Here is a 17,700-nt window from a genome sequence, read left to right as displayed (position 1 = left end):
CGGTGGCGGGCTCAGCCCGGCGCGGCGTCCGCCGACGGGGTCGGGGTCAGGGTGGGCAGGGCCGCGGCCGTCACCAGCTGCGGCAGGATCAGCCGCCACCAGGCCGCCGGCTCGACGGCGGGGAGGTCGGCGAGCACGGCCAGCAGCGGCATCGTGGTGATCACCGGTTCCGCCGCGGTCGCGGCGTCGGTGGTGGTGACGCCCTCGGCGCAGGCCGCGTCGAGGGCGTGCCGCACGAAGTCCCGCCAGGCCCGGTACGCCGTCGCCGCGCCGCGGCGGGCCCGGTCGCAGCCGAGGACGAAGCCAGCCCGCACCACCACATCCCTCTCCACCGCGGTGGCCAGGGCGTGGCTGCCGTCGATGAGCCGCTGCGCGGCCGACCCGGCGCTGGTGCCGTGGAGCACTCTGCGCACCTCGTCGAGGGCCAGGCCCTCCACCGCGTCGGCAAGGGTGCGCTTGCCCTCCGGGAAGTGGAAGTAGAGCGCACCCTTGCTCATGAGGGCTTCGGCGCAGATGTCCTGCAACGTGGAGAAGGCGTACCCGTCACGGTCGAAGATCCGGGCCGCCGACCGGATCAGCCGGTCGTGGCTCGTCCAGGCCCGCGCTTGGCGGAGTTCGTTCATCATTCCGAGACCAAACCACATGGACGGTTTCTTTTGGCTTCACACTGACGATGAGGACGCTCGACAGGAGCAACGCCGAGCAGAGCACCATCACGACCAGCTGGGCGGCTCCCGTCGTCCTCCCGAGGGCCACGTCGATCACCACCGAGCCGACCACCTGCCCCGCGATCATGCCCAGCGCCGCGATGAGCACGCCGCTGCGCCGCACCAGCAGCACCGATGAGAGCACGAACACCGCGCCGAACACACCCCCCGCGTACAGCACCGGCTCGTCGGGCCACCCGGAGGGCACGCCGTTCGCCGCGAAGTCCACGACGGCCGCGGTGCCGAGCACGACGACCCCCGCGATGAAGCTCATCAGCACCGACGGGTACGGGCTGCGCACCGCCTCGTCGACCCGGCCGTTCACGGCGAGCTGGAACGACAGCCCCGCGCCCGCCGCCAGCGGCAGCAGGGCCATCCACGCCGCGTCACCCGGGCCGGTCGCGCCGAACACCGGCGGCACGACGGCCACCACGGTCAGCACGGCCCCGACCACGCGCCGCGCGGTGATCGCACGGGGGGAGCCCGGCCCGAGGCCGATGCGGTCGACCACCACGCCGGCCGCTGTCTGCCCGGCCACGAGCGCCAGCGAGTAGAGGGCGGCGCCGAGTTGGTCGACCGCGGTCGCCTGGGTGAGCACCATCGCCCCGCCCGCCACCCCGCCGAGGCAGTGCCACGGGCGGAGGGTGCGTAATCGCAGCGCGGTGCGCAGTTCCCCGAAGGCCCGCGACAACCCCGGGAGCAACGGCGCGACCGCGAGCACGATGACCAGGCTGAGCACGTTCGAGAACGCCGCCGCGGTCACCGGCCGCACGGCCGCTCCGAGCCCGCCGTTGACGGTGATCTCCAGCGCCAGGACCGCGCCGGCCGCCAACGACCCGACGACCGGCCACACCGCCCTCACGCCGCCACCGGGACGAGTCGCCCCAACGCGTCGACCACGTCCTCCCGTCGCACGTCCCGGTGCGTCATCCAGCGCAGCCGACCACCCACCGGCACGGTCAGCACGCCACGCCGGGCCAGCGACGACACCGCGGCCTCCGGATCGTCCACGGTGGCCATGACGATGTTCGTCTCGGGCAGGTCGACCTGCCACCCGAGCTCGGCCAGCCCCTCGGCGAGCAGCTTGGCGTTGTCGTGGTCGGTGGACAGCCGATCCACCCGGTCCAGCGCCACGAGCCCGGCCGCCGCCAGCACGCCGCCCTGGCGCACGCCGCCGCCGAGCATCTTGCGCACCCGCCGCGCCTGTTCGACGAAGGCCGCCGAACCACCGACGACCGACCCCACCGGCGCGCCCAGGCCCTTGCTCAGGCACACCTGCACGGTGTCGACGCCCGCCACGAGGTCGGCCACCGGCACGCCCAGCGCCACGGCCGCGTTCCACAGCCGCGCGCCGTCCAGGTGCACCGCGAGCCCACGCTCGCGGGCGGCCTCGACGAGCGCCCGGTGCTCGGCGACCGGCGTGACCGTCCCGCCCGCGGCGTTGTGGGTGTTCTCCAGGCACAACAACGCGTTGCGCAGGGCGAAGTAGGGTCCACCCGGCGCGGCGTGGGCCCGCACGGTGGCAGGTGTGGGCCGGCCGGGACCGCCGTCCCACGGCAGCGGGTGCGGCGTGCCGCCGGCCAGCCAGGACGCGGTGCCGACCTCGTTGTCGAGCACGTGCGCCCGGTCCGGGACCAGCATCCGGTCACCGGGGCGCAGGTGCAGGAACAGGGCGATGAGGTTGCCCATCGACCCGCTCGGCACCCACAGCGCCGCCTCGACACCGAGCACCCCGGCGATCCGCTCCTCCAGCTCGCGCATGGTCGGGTCGCGGTCCAGCACGTCGTCGCCGACCTCGGCGCGCGCCATCGCGGCGCGCATCACCTCGTCGGGCTTGGTCACGGTGTCGGAGCGGAAGTCGATCAGCCTGCCGCTCACCGGGGAGCCTCCCCGCGTTGGTGGCGGAACGCCATGACCGCGGCGGCGACCAGACTGAGCACGACGCCGAGCACCATGACCGCGGTCGGGCCGGCGTTGTCGATGGCGATGCCGCCGAACAGCGCGCCCAGCGAGATGGAGACGTTGAACGCCAGGATGTAGAGCGAGGTCGCGGCCTCCGGCGCGTCCGGAGCGCTGCGGAACACCAGGGTCTGGAGCGCCACCGGCAACGCCGTGTACGCCACGCCCCACAGCAGGAGCAGGGCGATCGCGCCCGGGTGCCAGGTGCCGACGACCACCAACAGCGCCACCGAGCCGCCCAGACCGATCAGGCAGGCGATGATCGTGCCGCGCAGGGCCCGCGCCGCCGCCGCGCCCGCCGCGAAGTTCCCGACGATGCCCGCCACGCCGTAGAGCAGCAGCAGACCGCTGATCCAGCGGGTCTCCACGCCCGTGTTCCGCTCCAGGAACGGGGTGACGTAGGTGTAGGCGGCGAAGTGCCCGACCACCACGACGGCGGTGACCAGGAGTGCGACGCGGAGGTTGCGGACCCGCAGCAGCCGCGGCAGCTCCCGCAGGTTGACGACGCCCAGCGGCGCCAGGGACGGCAGCAGCACGGCCGCGGCGACCGCCGTGACCGCGCCGAGCGCCGCGATCACCCAGAACGCGGCGCGCCAGTCGGCCGCCTCCCCGATGAACGTGCCCAGCGGCACGCCGATCACCGACGCGACGGAGATGCCGGAGAACACCACGGCGGTGGCGCGCACCGACGCCTCCGGCGCGACGAGCCGCACGGCGATGCTCGCCGAGATCGACCACATGACGCCGTGCGCGAACCCGGTGAGCAGGCGGGAGAACATCAGCAGGCCGTAGGTGGGCGACATCGCGGTCAGGGCGTTGCCGACGACGAACACCGCGAGCACCACCAGCAGCAGCGTGCGCCGGTCCAGTCGCCGCGTCGCGGAGGTGAGGACGGGGGCGAACAGCCCGGCGATGGCGCCGTAGAGCGTCACCGTGAGCCCGGTGGAGCCCTCCGACACCCCGAGGTCGTCGGACATGGTGGTGAGCAGCCCGATGGGCACCATCTCGGTGGTGGTGAACGCGAAGACGCCCAGCCCGACGGCCACCACGGCCAGCCAGTCGCGGATCGACGTCGACGCGCGCACGTCGACGGGGGTTGCAGTCACGGTTGTTCTCCAGTGGTTCCCGACCTGGCGGTCAACGTGTCGGCGGCGGCCCGGAAGGCCGCCACCGGCGGGGTGAACAGCCCCGCGCCGGCGTGCCCGCCGTGGCGCAGGGTGGCTCCTAGGTGGATCGCGGGCACGATGCCCGTGGCGGCGACGGCGCGGACGTCGATGCCGCAGGGCACGCCCCGGTACCGCAGGGCCGGGATGCGGTACTCGGGGTGCTCGGCCACGGTGATGCGGTACATCCGCTCGGTCAGCTCGACCATCGCCTCGGGTGTGCCCGCGGAGAAGTCCTGGAGCGGGAACGAGGCCGCCGCGGCCAACCCGCCGAGACCCGTGGTCTCGGTGATCAGGCTCTCCCCGCCCACGTAGTCGAGGTCGTCGGTCGTCCAGTCGTCGAACAGCCTGCCGCGCAGGTCGGCCAGCGGTGGCAGCGGCGCGCGGAACCACTCGCGGCCCAGCCCGGACACGCGCAACGCGAACTCGTCGCAGCTGAGGACCATCGCGGTGACGACGCCGCTGCCGGGCACCCCGGACGCGGCGTCGGCGGCGGCCTTGGACGCGGCCATCGCCACGTGCAGGAACAGGTACTCGGCCTCCTGCAGGTACTCGGCCAGGGCCCGTCGCGCGTCGCCCGGCACGAGGTCCGGTTCCCGGACGAGCGCGTCGAGCAGGTGCAGGCGCAGCAGCGCGCCCGACGCGGTGTGCCGGCTGTGCAGGTCGTCGCCCATCGCCAGGGCCCGCCGCACGACCGGTCGCACGGGCAGGCCGCCGGTGGCCCGCAGCACCGCCCGGAACGCGGGCGCGACGACGTCCCGGACGTGCGCGAGCTGCTTGGCGACACCCTCCGACCACACCCCGAAGGTCAACGACTCGGTCGAGCCGCCCTCGTTGAGCCGGCAGAAGCCCTTGGTGCCGTTGGCCTGGTCGCGGACCACCACGACCGGCATGGACCACGTGGTCACGCCGGTCAGCGAGCCGACCGCCCCGTGGTCGTGGCACGGCCGCAGCTCGATGTCCCCGGACGCGAGCCGGGCGTGCGCGTCGTCCTCGTCGGCGGCCAGGCCCTCGAACACCGCCGCACCGAGGATCGCGCGGCGCTGCGCGCCCCGGTACCGGTCCCAGGGCAGGGGCGCGCCGGAGGTGAGGATCGTGCGCCGGGTCATCCCGGGCACGACCTCGCCGGCGGGCGCGACGTCCTCGAAGACCGGCTCCGACCGCTGCATGCGCCGCACCGCCAGGGCGTCGGCCGTCGTCGGCTCCGCCACCTTCACGACGCCACCTCCTCCACCACGAACGACACCGTGCGCGCGAACCGGGCGCCGACCTCGTCCACGTCCTCGTCCAGCGGGCAGTCCACGACCACCGACACCGACCGGCCACCGGAGTCCGCGACCTCGCCGAGCACGTCGCCGCGGCGGCGCGTCACGACGACCGCGCACAGCCGGGCGGGCGCGTCCGGCAGGGCCGGGGCGAACCCCGGCCACCGCCCGTCGTCGGTGATCCACGAGACCTCCGCCTCGTCGCACCGCACGTCCCGGAGCACACCTCGCGGGTGGTCCAGGTACACCTGCTGCGCCCGCCGCAGCCGCGCGGGCGGCTTGGGCCGCACGCCCAGCGCGAGGTCGAGCAGCGAAGGCTCCAGCGGAGCACCCGACGACAGCAGCCACAACTTGGTGATGGCGTCACCGGGCGGCCGGGCCGCGACCTCCATCAGCACCACCCGGTCACCGTCCACCCGGAACTCCGCGTGGCTCATGCCGCTGCCGAAGCCGAGCGCGCCGAGCAGCAGGGCGTTGGCGTCGAGCAGCAGGCCCTCCCTCCGCGCGTCCAGCCCGGCGGCGGGGGAGGTGTGCCCCATCTCGGTGAAGAACGCGGTGCCGCTCTCGTTGGTGCGCTTGGCGGTGACGCCCGCCCAGACCACCTCGCCGTCGTGCACCAGCGCCTCGACGGAGTACTCGGGGCCGCGCACCCGCTCCTCGACCAGCAGCAGCTCGTCGCCGGGGAAGGCGGCGAGGGCCGCGTCCAGCTCCGCCCGGGAGCCGACCTCCAGCACACCGGAGCTGGACATCCGGCCGATCGGCTTGAGCACGGCCGGGAACTCGTCCCACTCGACCCGGCGGTCGGGGCCGACCAGCCGCCAGCGGGGCGCCAGGGAGGGCGCGGTCAGCCGCTGGAGCAGCTTGTTCCGCGCCACCCGGGCGGCCTGGCCGCCGGGGCCCGGCAGGCCGAGGGCCTGCGCGAGCGCACCGGCGGCGTCGACGAACAACTCACCGCACGAGACGATGCCGCGCACGTCGAGGCGGTCGGCGAGCCCGACCACCGCGCCGAGGAGGGTGTCCAGCCCGTAGTCGGGCAGGTGCACGACCTCGGTCACCGACGACAGCGGGTGCGTCGGGTCGGCCAGCCGGGCGGCCAGCTCGGCCGCGGGCGTCTCGGGACCGAACACCAGGACCGGCACCAGGTCCCGGCCGCGGATCTCCGCCACCAGGTCGAGGTGCCGGCACAGCACCACCAGGTCGGTGACGACGACGACCGCGGGGCGGCCGGCGCTCATCGCCGGTCCAGCGGCACGGTCACTTCCCGGACCTCGCGACCGGCCCGCACGCGGAGCACGGCACCGGGCGTCGGGCCGTCCACGAACAGCTGGATCGTGCGCTCCTCGCTCCAGCCGGCGAACCGGTACTCCCCGTCACCGAGGTGCACCAGGCCCAGGCGCTGGCCGCTCTCCACCTCCAGCACGAGCAGGTCCCCCGAGTCGCGGACGGTGGCCGCCGTGGTGGGGCCGTCGAAGTCGGTCTCCTCCTCCCACAGCGTGAAGCCCGCGGGCAACCGGAGGTCCACCTCGTAGCGCGCGCGCTCGTGCGGGCGCTGCGGCTGGCTCTGCCGGTTGAACAGCACGTCGCCGCCCTCGAAGTACTCCTGCCACTCCGGCGGGAACACCGCGGCCAGGCCGGGCACGACGAGCGCGTCGACGACCAGGTGCGTGCGGGTCTCGGCGCCGTGGTTCTGCACCCGGTGCAGGCGGCTGAAGTCGCCGAACCAGAACGTGCCGGGCTGCCAGGTGTGCTCGACGCCGTCGAGCACCAGCAGCGCGTCGGGGTTGGTGACGACCGGCACGTGCAGCCGGGCCACGCCCCAGCGGGGGCCGTACTTCGGGTCGCGGTGGTCGATGCCGACGGTGTCCGGGCCCAGCGCCATCAGGCGCACGGCGTGCAGCGGGGCGGGGATCGCCTCCAGCACCTCGCGCAGGTAGGGCAGGCGGTCGAGCCAGGCCGTGTCGGCGAAGTCCTGCGCGCCGGGGCCACCCGGATCGGTGCGGTCGGGGTCGCCGCCGGGGCTGCGCAGCGCCAGGCAGCGCCAGTCGACGTCGGTCTCGGCGCCGACGCCCTTCTCGTCGTAGACCCGCTGGCGGTCCCACTTGTGCTCGCGGACGGACGTCAGCTCGTCCAGCATCCGCTCGGCGTCGAAGGAGGGCAGGAGGCGCGCGGCCTCGGCGGGCATGGGCACGAGGCGTGTCTCGGTCGTGGTCATGGTCTCCTCAATCTCAGTGAGCCGGTTCCAGTGCGAGATCGGATCGGTCGACGTGCAGGAGGTGCCAGCGTTCGAGCATGTGGAGCGTCCAGAGCGCGTAGCTGTGCTCGGGGCGGAACTCGAGGACGAGCGCCCGCAGCACGTCGGGGTTGAAGTAGCCGCGGTCCAGGGAGCTGTCGGCGAGGAGGGTCGACTGGATGTCGGCGCGCAGTTCGGCGCCCAACCAGCGCTCCAGCGGCACCGCCAGCTCCTGCTTGCGCCGGTTGACCACCTCGTCGGGCAGGTAGCGGGCGGCGACCTTCTTCAACAACGCCTTCTCGTTGCCGCTCACCAGCTTCCGGGAGGCCGGGATGCGGGCCGCGACGTCGATCAGGCGGTGGTCGAGCAGCGGGCTGCGCGGTTCGACCGAGTGCGCCATGGACATCCGGTCGGTCTTCACCAGCTGCGCGTCGAGCAGCCAGGCGCCGGAGTCGACGTGCATGGCGCGGTCCAGGTCCTCCGCCTGCTCGTGGGTGCGGGCGAACTGCTCGCGCAGGTGGTTGACCGGGAAGTCGGGCAGGCGGTCGAGCAGGCCGCGGCCGTACAGCGCCCTCTTCAGGTGGGTGGGCACGCCGTCCACCAGGACCGACTCGTAGCGGTCGGCGAGGTCGCCACCGGGTGTCGCGAGGAGGCGCTTGTACCGGTTGTAGCCGGCGAACACCTCGTCCGAGCCGTCGCCGGTGAGCACCACCGTGACGTGCCGGCCGGCCAGCTCGTACATCGCGTGCGAGGCGATGGCGGAGGGGAACGCGAACGGCTCTCCCACGTGCCGGAGGATCGTGTCGGCGGTGTTGCGCGCGTCGGCCGCGGTGAGCCGCCGGGTGTGGTGCAGGGTGCCGAAGTGCGTGGCGACGAACGCGGCGGCGGCGGACTCGTCGAAGGCCGGGTGGTCGAAGCCGACGGAGAACGTGTGCAGCCGTCGGCCGAGCAGGCGCCGGGCGACCGCGACCACGAGGCTCGAGTCCAGCCCGCCGCTCAGCATCGCGCCCAGCGGCACCTCCGATTCCAGCCGGTCGGCCACCGCTTGCCGGATCAGGGCGTCGAGCCGGTCGACGGCCTCGTCCTCGTCGATGTCGGCCAGCTCACCGGTGTACGGGAAGGACCAGTACCGCCGCTCGTGCGTCGAGCCGTCGGCCTCGAAGGCCAGGACGGTCGCCGGCGGCACCTTGCGCACGCCCCGGTAGATCGTGCGGGGTGAGTGCACCACCCGGTAGGACAGGTACTGGTCGACCGCCACCGGGTCGACCTCCCGGTCGATCCCCGGGTGCTCCAGGACGGCGGCCAACTCCGAGGCGAAGGCGACGGTGTCGGGCGCGGGCCGCGCGTGGAACAGCGGCTTCTTGCCCACCCGGTCGGTGACCAGCAGCAGCCGCCGCCGGCGGCCGTCGTGCAGCGCGATGGCGAACATGCCGTGCAGGTGCTCGACGAACGCGTCCCCGAACTCCTCGTACAGGGCGGGGATGACGTGCACGTCGCTCGTGCCGCGCACCTGCCGGCCGCGGCGGGCCAGGAGTTCGCGCAGGGCGCGGTGGTTGTAGATCTCGCCGTTGACGACGCACACGACCCGCTCGTCCGCGCCGTAGGCGGGTTGCGAGCCGCCGACCAGGCCGATGACCTTGAGCCGGCACATGCCGAGCGAGACGTCGGCGCCGTGGTGCGCGCCGTCCTCGTCGGGCCCGCGGTGGCGCATGGCCGCGCAGGCCGCGGCGACGAAGTCCCGGTCCGGCGCGGACCGCCCGAACGCGGTGGTGCCCGCGATGCCGCACATGTCAGGACTCCTTGAGGTGGAAGCGGCGCTTGGCACCCTCGGACCGCATGTCCTCGGCGCGGATGGCCTCGACCTCGACGGGGCGCACGAGGCCGGACGCGACCATGGTGGCGACGTCGGGCGCGGCGGCGTCGACCGCGGCGCGGAAGGCGCGCACCTGCTCGGGGGTGACGTGGTCGGCGACCACGCGCACGCGCAGCCCACCGTCGTCGACGACCTCGAACGCCCTGCCGGGGAACACGAGGGCCGCGGCCTCGCAGAGGTCGTGGCTGCTGACCCGCTCGCCGTGCTTGAAGTCGCCGGTCAGCCTGCCCTCGATGCGGTCGAACGCGGTCACCGGGCGACCGCGGTGCTCGATCACCCGCAGACCCGAGACGAGGTCGCCGGTCACGTAGCGCAGCGCGGGGAAGTTCGGCCGGGTCAGCGAGGTCAGCAGCAGCACCCCGTCGCCCGGCGGCAGGTCGCGGTCGGGCAGGTCGGGCAGCAGCACGTGCGGCGGCACGACCTCGGCGATGATGTGGTCGTGGAAGTGGTAGAGGCCGGTGTCCGGGTCGGTGTGGGCGATGGCGCCGATCTCGATGCTGCCGAAGACGTCCATCACGTCCTCGGGGCGCAGCCCGAAGTGCCGGGCCGCGTTCGCCCGCCACGCCGCCGGTGCCAGGTCGCCGACCACCATGATCTTGCGCGGGCTGATCCGCAGCGGCTCCGGTGAGCGCATCAGGCGGTCGAGGATCATCGGCATGGTGAACAGCACGTCCGGCTGCCACCGGTTGAGCCTGGCGACGTGCTCGGGCAACGGCGCCCGGAAGTCGATGTCGTGCGCGGTGAAGCCCATCTCCTCGAAGATCCGGCGCGCGGAGGCGGCGGCGTGGCCGGTGCCGAGGTCCGCGACGGCCGTCGAGCCGGCCGGGATGCCGCGGGTGAACCGCTCGAACAACGCGCGCCGTTGCGCGACGTAGGCGTTCTCGTCCTCGGCCCCGTAGAGGATCCTCTTGCGCCTGCCGCCGGACGTGCCGGAGGTGAAGAACGCGTGCGTGCCGGGCGGTTGGTCGTCGGACGAGTAGTAGTGGTGCTCCAGGGTGGCCTGGTCCATCAGCGGCAGGTCGGCGAGCCGGTCGCTGTGGCGCACGCCCAGCGAGTCGAGCATGCGGCCGTACCAGGGGAAGCGGAGCGCGTAGCGCTCGACCAGGTTGCGCGGCGCCCGGACGGGTGCCTCGTGATGGGTCAGCGTTGTCGGTAACACGGGGAGCCTTTCCGCTCGGGACGGCTGGTCAGGACCACCGTTCGGTCTCGCCGAAGAAGTGCGGGACGGTGTCGGCCAGACCGCGCTCGACGGCTGCGCGGTGCACGTGCCCGCCGACGGCGAGGTCGAGCACGCCGAGCCCGAAGGGGGAGAAGATCCGCGGCTTGTCGGTGCCGAGGGTGATCTCGCCGGTGATGAGCTGGGCGAGCGTGCCGTCGATGAAGTCCGTGTGGCCGTAGTGCTGCTGGGCCAGGTGCGGCGAGGTGCCCGCGTTGAGGCAGTGGTCCACGTCGTCGACCACGTTGTGCGCCTCGCCGATGATCTCCGGCCCGATGTCGCGCAGGGAGATGTTGAGCACGACCTGACCGGGCCGGAACGAGCCGGGCTCGGTGATCCAGGGCTCGGCGGCCGTGGTCAGGAACACGACCAGGTCGGCCGCGGGCAGTTCGGCGCGGACGTCGGGCGCGAGCCGCGCGGGGTAGCCCAACCGCTCGACGTGACGGGCCAGCGCCGCGGCGTGCTCGGGCACCTTGTCGTGGACGGCGACGTCGCCGAACTTCCAGCCCTCGGCGGCGAAGAAGTCCGCGGTGGTGCGCGCCAGGACGCCCGCGCCGACGATCAGCACCCGGTCGGCGACCTGGCCGCCGGTCAGCTGCGCCGCCCCCAGCACGGCGGACGCGGCGGTGCGCGCGGCACTGATCTGCGACGCCTCCAGCAACGCGAACGGGTAACCGGAGGCGTAGTCGTTGAGGACGAGCACGGCCGAGGCGCGCGGCACGTTGCGCTCGATGTTCTCCGGGAAGCTGCCGATCCACTTGATGCCCGCGACGTCGTGCTCGCCGCCGAGGTACGCGGGCAGGGCGATGATCCGCGCGGAGGGCTTGTCGGGGAAGCGCAGGAAGTAGCTGCGCGGGTTGACCGAGAGTCCGGCGTGGTGCTCCAGGTAGGCGGAGCGCACGACGTCCACGATGGCCTTGCGGTCTTCGGTGATGAGGGTGCGGACCACCGGTCCGCGCACCAGGTCGAAGTCGAACACGGGTCGTCCCCCGGGAGGTGTGGTGGTCAGACGGCAGCCCGGTCGACGCCGGGCACGAGCGGCAAAAGGGCATCGGGGCCGTAGGTGGCAGCGGCCCAGTCGTCGTTGTAGACGGTCTGCACGTAGCGGTCGCCCAGGTCCGGTGACAGGGCCACCACGCGCGAACCCGGCGGGATGTCGGTCTGCATGACCGCCGCGACGATCGACCCCGTCGAGCCCCCGGCCAGCAAGCCGTACCGGCCGGCCAGGTGGCGGCAGGTACGCACGGCGTCCACTTCGGACACCAGCACGACCGAGTCCACCGAGTTGGGTCGCAGGATCTCGGGTTTGCGACTGGCGCCGAGGCCGGGGATGTAGCGCGGCCCGGGCGGTGCGTCGAACGTGACCGAGCCGACCGAGTCGACCGCCACGATCCGCGTCGCCGGCGAGAACGTCCGGAAGTGGCGGACGCAACCCATGAGCGTGCCGGTGGTGCCGGCACCGACGAACAGGTAGTCGACCCGACCGATCTCGCGCAGGATCGAGGTGGCGGTGCCGGTGGCGTGGGCGTGCGGGTTGGCGGGGTTGGCGTACTGGTTGAGCCACACCAGTTCCGGGTCCCGGTCGAGCCGTTCCCGCACGGCCGCGATGCGCGTGGCGAGGTAGCCGCCGTTGGCGTCGCGCCGGTCCACCCGGACGACCTCCGCGCCGAGCGCCCGGATGACGTTCAAGCTCTGCGGGGAGACGTTCGGGTCGACCACGCAGGTGAACGAGTAGCCCTTGCTCGCCGCGATCATGGCCAGGGCGACGCCGAGGCTGCCGGACGAGGACTCGATCACCCTGCCGCCCGGCCACAGCACGCCGCGGCGTTCGGCGTCCTCGACCATCGCGACGGCCGGTTTGAGCTTGATGGAGCCGGCGGGGTTCATCCCTTCCAGCTTGAGGAACACGTCGCTTCCGTCGACCAGCCCTTCCAGGTCGAGGAAAACGTCGTCAATGATCATCTCGTGTGGTTGTCGGAAGATCATCACTTCTCCGTCTCGACGGGTTCCGGTCCCGAACCCGCACGGGAGGACTTCACCCACCCGTGGCAGCGAGTCGTCACGACATCGGAAACAAACCTATCAAGCGGTTTGTTTTTAGGCAAGAATCTTCTGTATGTGCAGGTCACAGGCTCGTCCTGCGGTACCCACAAACCTGTCAAGCGGTTTGTTACGTCGATCGGCCGACACGGTGCGGCCGGTCAGACGGCCGACCGGACGCATCGGAGGGGCATGGCGTCGAAGACGTCCCACGGCGGTGGCCGGTCACGCCCGGACCGAGTCGCGCGGCTCGCCGCTGGGTCCGTCGCGGTCGCAGGCGGTGATCCCGTCAGGATCCTCAAGCATGCCGGGACTCGTGATTTAGCACCCCGTGGAAGTGAGGAGGGCGGACACGCGCGAACGGCAATCGCGTCCCCTCGGCGTCCTCGCCCATCAGATCGGTGCCCGCCGCGACCTGTGCCGCCAGGCCGGAGCCGACTCCGGCGTGGGCCCTGGTCCGGCCGGCTCGCGGGTGGCGAGGCGGGCCACGTACAGCGCGCACCGGTCGGCGCGGTCGTCGCCGCGCTCCCGCGAGTCCGGCTCCCACGACGATCACGTCGCGCAGTCCTGCCGCGCCTAGGACGAGTCGTCGCCGGTGGTCGTCCCGGTCATGGTCGTTCCCCCCTGCGGCACTCCCGTGCCGGGGTGTAGATCGGGTCGGATGAGCCTCGGGAAGATCAGATCGCCCAGCCACCCTCCTCCGCGGTGGTCTTGGCGAACTCGGCGAAGGTCCGCGGCGGGCGGCCGAGGGCGCGTTCCACGCCGTCGGAGAGGTACTCGTCCGTGCCGTTGCGCAGCGGCTCCACCATGTCCGCGTACATGCCGGCCCCCTCGCGCGAGAGGCCCTGCTCCACCAGCTCCGCGATGTAGTCCTCGACGGAGAGCGGGACGTAGCGGATCTCGCGGCCCGCGGCCTCGGAGATCGTGGCGACCGCCTCGGCCACCGAGACCGCCGCGGGACCGGACAGCTCGTAGATCTGGCCCGAGTGCTTGCCGTCCTCGGTCAGCGCGGCGACCACGACGGCGGCGATGTCCTCGGCGTCGACGAAGCCGGCCGCACCGTCACCGGTGGGCAGCCGCAGCTCGCCGGCGCGGATGGAGTCGGCGAAGAAGCCCTCGCTGAAGTTCTGCGCGAACCAACCCGGCCGGGTGATCGTCCACTCCAGGCCGCTCTCCCTCACGGAGGTCTCGCTGTCGACGAGCCCGTCCAGCATGCCGCTGCTGTCGGTGGCGTAGTCCGGGTTGTCGATGCCCCGGCCCGAGGCCAGCACGATCCGCTGCACGCCGTGCTTCACCGCCAGCTCGACGAACGGGCGGACGAGCACGGTGCCGTCGAGCTGGACGATGTAGACCGACTGGACACCCTCGAGAGCGGCGTCCCAGGTGCCGCTGTCGGTCCAGTCGAAGACGTGCTCACCGTGCCGCGCGGCGGCGCGGACCGGACGACCCAGGGCCCGCAGCTGCTTGACGACGCGGCTACCGGATTTGCCGGTGGCCCCCGTGACGAGAATTGGTTGATCAGGCATGGATTCATCGAACTAGGAGCCGGCGAGACGGTCCATGGCTGAATAGCTCTCTTTGATGTCTCAGCGTCTACACTCGGGGCCATGGACGCCGTCTCGGACCTGCTGGCGGACGTACGCGCGCGTGGTGCCGTCTTCCGCCAGGCGATCATGCGGCCACCCTGGGCCCTGCGGATGGCCAGCGGCGCACCGCTGACCCTGGCCACGATGCTGCGCGGCCACGCCTGGATCGTGCCGGACCGGGGTGACCCGGTGCTCCTGGCCACCGGTGACGTCGCGGTCGTCCGCGGCGACGTGCCCTACGTCGTGGCCGACGACCCCTCGACCACACCCTCGGTGGTGGTGACCAGCGCCGACTACTGCTCGACGGCCGAGGGCGTCGAGCACATCAGGGGTCGGACCTGCGGCACGCCGGACGACGGCGCGACCGTGCTGCTCAGCGGTGCCTTCGAGCGCCGGGGCGAGCTCAGCGAGCGGCTGCTGCAAGCGCTGCCGCCGGTGCTGGTCGTGCCGGCCGGGGACAACACCTACCCGTCGGCCGGCGTGTTGGCCGAGGAGGTCGCCCGGGACCGGCCGGGGCAGCAGTTGGTGCTGGACCGGATGCTGGACCTGATGCTGGTCTCGGCGCTGCGCGGGTGGTTCGACAACCCGGCCGCCGACGCGCCGGCCTGGTGCCGCGCGCTGGAGGACCCGGTCGTGGGCATCGCCCTGCGGCTGATGCACGACATGCCGGCCCACCCGTGGACGGTGGCGGACCTGGCCGCCGAGGTCGGTGTCTCACGGGCGGCGCTCGCCCGGCGGTTCAGCGCGATGGTCGGGGAGTCGCCGATGGCCTACCTCGCGAACTGGCGGATCACCCTGGCCGCCGACCTGCTGCGGGAGACCGACCACACGGTGGCGACGATCGCGCGCAAGGTCGGCTACGCCAACGCCTTCGCGCTGAGCGTGGCGTTCAAGCGGTTGCGCGGCACGCGGCCGAGCGACCACCGCAGCCCGGAACCGGCGTGGCGGGCCGGCTGAGCCCGCCACGCCGGTCCGCGGTCAGCTCGGCAGCCGCACCGGGAGCGCGTGGTTGAACACGTCGCGCGGATGCCACTTGGCCTGACCTGCCGGAGCCTCGGGTAGTTCCCCTCGTAGTACAGGGTGTGCCACGGCACGCCCGAGGTGTTCCAGGCCGGGTCGGCGAGGTCGACGTCCGGCTGGTTGACGTAGGAGCCGTCGTACAACTCGCCGGGCGCCGGCACGCCGCCGTAGGAGGTGATCAGCCACCCGGCGGGTGCGGAAGTTCCTGGTCAGGCCACGGACACCTCCCAGCCGTCGGCGAGGGGGCAGTGCTGCGCGGCCCGGTCCACCAGGGTGCGCCGCTGTCCCTCGTCGGTGACGTTGGGCAGTTCCACGAACAGGCGGGCGGTGAGGTCGTATTGCTGGGCGCCGTGCGCGCTCAGCGACACCTCGGCGCGGACCGCGCTCCCGCCCGTGTCGTGCCCGCCGGACGAGGCGGTCAGCACCAGGCTCTGGTGCAGGCAGGTGGCCAGGGCCGCGGCGAAGAGGCGTTCCGGGTCCCAGCCGCCGCCGGTGCCACCCAGTTCGGCGGGCTGGGTGACGGTCAGCGCGGCGCCGTCGACCTCCACGCGGCCGTCCCGGGAGACCGCCGCGGTGCTGTAGAGCTTCGTCATGTCCGCCGTCCGCTTGTGCTCGATCGTCGTCCACGGGTAGCCCGTCACCCGTCGGCCAACCGTTGACGCCGTCGGACCACCCTGCCGTGTTCGCGGCGCGCGGGCGGGTACTCGACGACAGGTGCCGAGAGGTTGGAGTCGTCGTGCGCGTGGTGCGGTCCGGTCGGGTGGACGTGAGGGCGTTGCTGCGGCAACTCCGGAGGCGTGGGCTCAACTACGAGCCGGCGGAGGTGCGGCGTCCGGAGTGGACGTTCGACGTGCACCGGCACGCGTTGGGGCGTGAGGCGGTCGGGCCGCCGGTCGAGGGCGGGGTGTGGTGGCGGGCCAAGCCCCTGGTCGCGGCGTACGAGTTCAGCCCACCGGAGATCGTCCGCGCGTACTTCGAGCCCGGTTCGGAGTTGTCCGGTCGGGACATGCTCCTGGAGGCGCGGCTGCCGGGGCTGCGGTTCCTGATGGGCGTGCGGGTGACCGGCGTGCTGGAGGAGACGTCCGCGGAGCGGACGGTGTGGGGCTGGGGGTACGAGACGCTGGAAGGGCACCTGGAGCGCGGACGGGTGGATTACGCGCTGGTCAAGCACCACGCCACCGGTGAGGTGGAGTTCGTCGCGCGCAGCCATTCCCAGCTGCACCCGCGTGCCCCGTGGTGGATGCGGTGGGGGTGGCGGTGGTTCGGGCGGCGCGTGCAGTTGCGGTTCTACCGGCGGGCGGGGCAGCGGTTGCGGCGCCTGCTCCACGACCCGGTGGCCATGGCACCGGCCACAGTGGAGCGCTCACCCGGTCGGGGGGTGAGCCTGCCCGATCCGCTGCGGTGAGGTTGCGGGGCCGGGCGACGGGTAGTCCAGGCCGACCGGGAAGGTCCGATCGGACGGGGACGTGTCGTGAAAGTCGTGATCACGGGAGCCTCGGGCAACGTGGGCACCGGCCTGCTGCGCGCCCTGGCCGCGGACGACCCGGACCACCGGGTCGTGGCCCTGTGCCGCCGCCCGCCCGCGGACGGCGTGTTCGACGGGGTGGTGTGGCAGGCGTGCGACCTGGGGGAGGAGGGCGCGCGCGACGTGCTCGACCGGGCCGTGGTCGACGCCGACGCCGTGGTCCACCTGGCGTGGATGTTCCAGCCGATCAGGCGGGGTGAGCGGCTGCACCGCACCAACCACAAGGGCACCGCGGCGGTGCTCGGAGCCGCCCGGCGGGCCGGGGTGCCGCACGTCGTGCACGCCTCGTCCATCGCCGCCTACCACCCCGCGGGCGACCAGCCGGTGCCGGAAACGTGGCCGGCCACCGGTGTGCCGGGCTCGGTGTACGGCGCGGGCAAGGCGGAGGTCGAGGCGGCCGTGGACCGGTTCGCGCGGGAGAACCCGGACATCGCGGTCACCGTCGTGCGGCCGACCCTGGTCGCGCAGCGCGCCGCCTCCGCCAGTTTCCTGGCGCTGTTCTTCGACCCCCTGGTGCCCCGGTGGCTGATCCGGCTGCTCGACGCCGGCCGGGTGCCGCTGCTGCCGCTGCCGGCCGCGATGCTGGTGCAGCTGGTGCACGCCGACGACGTGGGCGACGCGATCGTGCGCATCCTGAGCCGCCGCGCCACGGGCGCGTTCAACCTCGCCGCGGACACGCTGACCGCGTCCGACCTGGCGCGCGTGGCGGGTGCCCGCGCCGTTCCGGTGCCGGGACCGGTGATGCGGTCGGCCGTGGGGCTGCTGTGGCGGCTGCGGGCGATCGGCATGTCACCGGGCTGGTTCGACGTGGGCACCCGGTCGCCTCTGGTCGACACCACGCGAGCCCGCACCGAACTGGCCTGGACGCCGCGCGTGAGCAGCACCGACTGCGCCCGTGAACAACTCACCGGCCTCGCCGACGCGGCCCCCGGTCCGACGCCGGCCCTGCGCCGCGACCGGCTGCGCGACGACAAGCGCGCCACCCCGCTGACCTGACGACCGGCACACCCCGTCTCGACGATTCCGCCGGCGCGCGTGCCCGCGGTTCGAGGCGGGACCGGAGTTCGCGGACGGTCGTGGGCCGTACGGGTGACCGGCGCCCGATTCGCCGGGCGG

The 17,700-nt window shown here is 73.2% G+C and carries 17 protein-coding genes; 3 read left to right on the top strand and 14 right to left on the bottom strand.

Translation table 11 applies throughout. The features are described 5' to 3' along the window. Positions 1 to 11: 11 nt before the first annotated feature. The 12 genes from ACIQMJ_RS26615 to ACIQMJ_RS26560 form a co-directional block, all read right to left on the bottom strand. Positions 12 to 623: a TetR family transcriptional regulator gene (locus ACIQMJ_RS26615; protein ID WP_499763711.1), complete on the bottom strand. Its 612-nt coding sequence runs from the start codon at positions 621 to 623 to the stop codon at positions 12 to 14. Next, on the bottom strand, positions 544 to 1,569 hold the full coding sequence (locus ACIQMJ_RS26610; protein WP_499763710.1) for a DMT family transporter: 1,026 nt from the start codon (positions 1,567 to 1,569) through the stop codon (positions 544 to 546). Before ACIQMJ_RS26610 ends, ACIQMJ_RS26615 begins: the two co-directional genes overlap by 80 nt. Further along, positions 1,566 to 2,528, bottom strand: coding sequence for a threonine aldolase family protein (locus tag ACIQMJ_RS26605; RefSeq protein ID WP_499763918.1), 963 nt, complete (start codon positions 2,526 to 2,528; stop codon positions 1,566 to 1,568). The genes ACIQMJ_RS26610 and ACIQMJ_RS26605 overlap by 4 nt, the downstream gene beginning before the upstream one ends. Positions 2,529 to 2,581: 53 nt before the next feature. Next, positions 2,582 to 3,772, bottom strand: a complete 1,191-nt coding sequence (locus tag ACIQMJ_RS26600) for an MFS transporter (RefSeq protein ID WP_499763709.1) — start codon at positions 3,770 to 3,772, stop codon at positions 2,582 to 2,584. Further along, positions 3,769 to 5,046: an oxamate carbamoyltransferase subunit AllG family protein gene (locus tag ACIQMJ_RS26595; protein ID WP_499763708.1), complete on the bottom strand. Its 1,278-nt coding sequence runs from the start codon at positions 5,044 to 5,046 to the stop codon at positions 3,769 to 3,771. Before ACIQMJ_RS26595 ends, ACIQMJ_RS26600 begins: the two co-directional genes overlap by 4 nt. After that, the gene (locus ACIQMJ_RS26590; protein ID WP_499763707.1) at positions 5,043 to 6,329 is read right to left on the bottom strand and encodes an ATP-grasp domain-containing protein; all 1,287 of its coding nucleotides are present in this window, start codon (positions 6,327 to 6,329) and stop codon (positions 5,043 to 5,045) included. The genes ACIQMJ_RS26595 and ACIQMJ_RS26590 overlap by 4 nt, the downstream gene beginning before the upstream one ends. After that, the gene (locus tag ACIQMJ_RS26585; protein WP_499763706.1) at positions 6,326 to 7,306 is read right to left on the bottom strand and encodes an aspartyl/asparaginyl beta-hydroxylase domain-containing protein; all 981 of its coding nucleotides are present in this window, start codon (positions 7,304 to 7,306) and stop codon (positions 6,326 to 6,328) included. The genes ACIQMJ_RS26590 and ACIQMJ_RS26585 overlap by 4 nt, the downstream gene beginning before the upstream one ends. Before the next feature lie 13 nt (positions 7,307 to 7,319). Continuing rightward, the gene (asnB, locus tag ACIQMJ_RS26580; RefSeq protein WP_499763705.1) at positions 7,320 to 9,113 is read right to left on the bottom strand and encodes an asparagine synthase (glutamine-hydrolyzing); all 1,794 of its coding nucleotides are present in this window, start codon (positions 9,111 to 9,113) and stop codon (positions 7,320 to 7,322) included. A 1-nt stretch (position 9,114) separates the two neighbouring features. Further along, complete coding sequence (locus ACIQMJ_RS26575) at positions 9,115 to 10,356, bottom strand: phenylacetate--CoA ligase family protein (RefSeq protein ID WP_499763704.1); 1,242 nt, start codon at positions 10,354 to 10,356, stop codon at positions 9,115 to 9,117. 28 nt (positions 10,357 to 10,384) lie between these two features. Next, entirely contained in the window at positions 10,385 to 11,392 is a 1,008-nt protein-coding gene (gene sbnB, locus ACIQMJ_RS26570) for a 2,3-diaminopropionate biosynthesis protein SbnB (protein ID WP_499763703.1), read from the bottom strand. Positions 11,393 to 11,418: 26 nt separating this feature from the next. Next, on the bottom strand, positions 11,419 to 12,375 hold the full coding sequence (gene sbnA, locus ACIQMJ_RS26565; RefSeq protein WP_499763702.1) for a 2,3-diaminopropionate biosynthesis protein SbnA: 957 nt from the start codon (positions 12,373 to 12,375) through the stop codon (positions 11,419 to 11,421). Positions 12,376 to 13,130: 755 nt separating this feature from the next. Continuing rightward, positions 13,131 to 13,979 (bottom strand): NmrA family NAD(P)-binding protein, encoded by an 849-nt coding sequence (locus ACIQMJ_RS26560; protein WP_499763701.1) that lies wholly within the window; start codon positions 13,977 to 13,979, stop codon positions 13,131 to 13,133. An 81-nt stretch (positions 13,980 to 14,060) separates the two neighbouring features. Here ACIQMJ_RS26560 and ACIQMJ_RS26555 point away from each other — a divergent pair, with 81 nt between their 5' ends. Further along, entirely contained in the window at positions 14,061 to 14,996 is a 936-nt protein-coding gene (locus tag ACIQMJ_RS26555; protein WP_499763700.1) for an AraC family transcriptional regulator, read from the top strand. Here ACIQMJ_RS26555 and ACIQMJ_RS26550 read toward each other — a convergent pair. Then, positions 14,897 to 15,220 carry a BBE domain-containing protein gene (locus ACIQMJ_RS26550; protein ID WP_499763699.1) on the bottom strand — a complete coding sequence of 108 codons (324 nt, stop codon included), beginning with the start codon at positions 15,218 to 15,220 and terminating at the stop codon, positions 14,897 to 14,899. The two genes, ACIQMJ_RS26555 and ACIQMJ_RS26550, sit on opposite strands and share 100 nt — an antisense overlap. 48 nt (positions 15,221 to 15,268) lie before the next feature. After that, complete coding sequence (locus ACIQMJ_RS26545) at positions 15,269 to 15,700, bottom strand: OsmC family protein (protein WP_499763698.1); 432 nt, start codon at positions 15,698 to 15,700, stop codon at positions 15,269 to 15,271. A 95-nt stretch (positions 15,701 to 15,795) separates the two neighbouring features. On the opposite strand from ACIQMJ_RS26545, the gene ACIQMJ_RS26540 reads away from it, so the two are divergent. Both ACIQMJ_RS26540 and ACIQMJ_RS26535 read left to right on the top strand, forming a co-directional pair. Beyond that, positions 15,796 to 16,464: a DUF1990 family protein gene (locus tag ACIQMJ_RS26540; RefSeq protein WP_499763697.1), complete on the top strand. Its 669-nt coding sequence runs from the start codon at positions 15,796 to 15,798 to the stop codon at positions 16,462 to 16,464. A gap of 75 nt (positions 16,465 to 16,539) precedes the next feature. Beyond that, entirely contained in the window at positions 16,540 to 17,580 is a 1,041-nt protein-coding gene (locus tag ACIQMJ_RS26535) for an NAD-dependent epimerase/dehydratase family protein (RefSeq protein WP_499763696.1), read from the top strand. The last annotated feature ends 120 nt before the right edge of the window (positions 17,581 to 17,700 follow it).

Source organism: Actinosynnema sp. NPDC091369 (genome assembly GCF_044757065.1).
GTDB lineage: Bacteria > Actinomycetota > Actinomycetes > Mycobacteriales > Pseudonocardiaceae > Actinosynnema.
The sequence above is the reverse complement of the archived record's forward strand: the minus strand, read 5'-3'. Positions and strand labels throughout refer to the sequence as shown.

Excerpts from the sequence above, each read along its gene's own strand:
- ACIQMJ_RS26585 (WP_499763706.1), bottom strand. The coding sequence starts at position 7,306 with ATGACCACGACCGAGACACGCCTCGTGCCCATGCCCGCCGAGGCCGCG.
- ACIQMJ_RS26555 (WP_499763700.1), top strand. The coding sequence starts at position 14,061 with ATGGACGCCGTCTCGGACCTGCTGGCGGACGTACGCGCGCGTGGTGCC.
- asnB (WP_499763705.1), bottom strand. The coding sequence starts at position 9,113 with ATGTGCGGCATCGCGGGCACCACCGCGTTCGGGCGGTCCGCGCCGGAC.
- sbnA (WP_499763702.1), bottom strand. The coding sequence starts at position 12,375 with ATGATCATTGACGACGTTTTCCTCGACCTGGAAGGGCTGGTCGACGGA.
- ACIQMJ_RS26615 (WP_499763711.1), bottom strand. The coding sequence starts at position 623 with ATGAACGAACTCCGCCAAGCGCGGGCCTGGACGAGCCACGACCGGCTG.
- ACIQMJ_RS26590 (WP_499763707.1), bottom strand. The coding sequence starts at position 6,329 with ATGAGCGCCGGCCGCCCCGCGGTCGTCGTCGTCACCGACCTGGTGGTG.
- ACIQMJ_RS26560 (WP_499763701.1), bottom strand. The coding sequence starts at position 13,979 with ATGCCTGATCAACCAATTCTCGTCACGGGGGCCACCGGCAAATCCGGT.
- ACIQMJ_RS26605 (WP_499763918.1), bottom strand. The coding sequence starts at position 2,528 with ATGCGCGCCGCGATGGCGCGCGCCGAGGTCGGCGACGACGTGCTGGAC.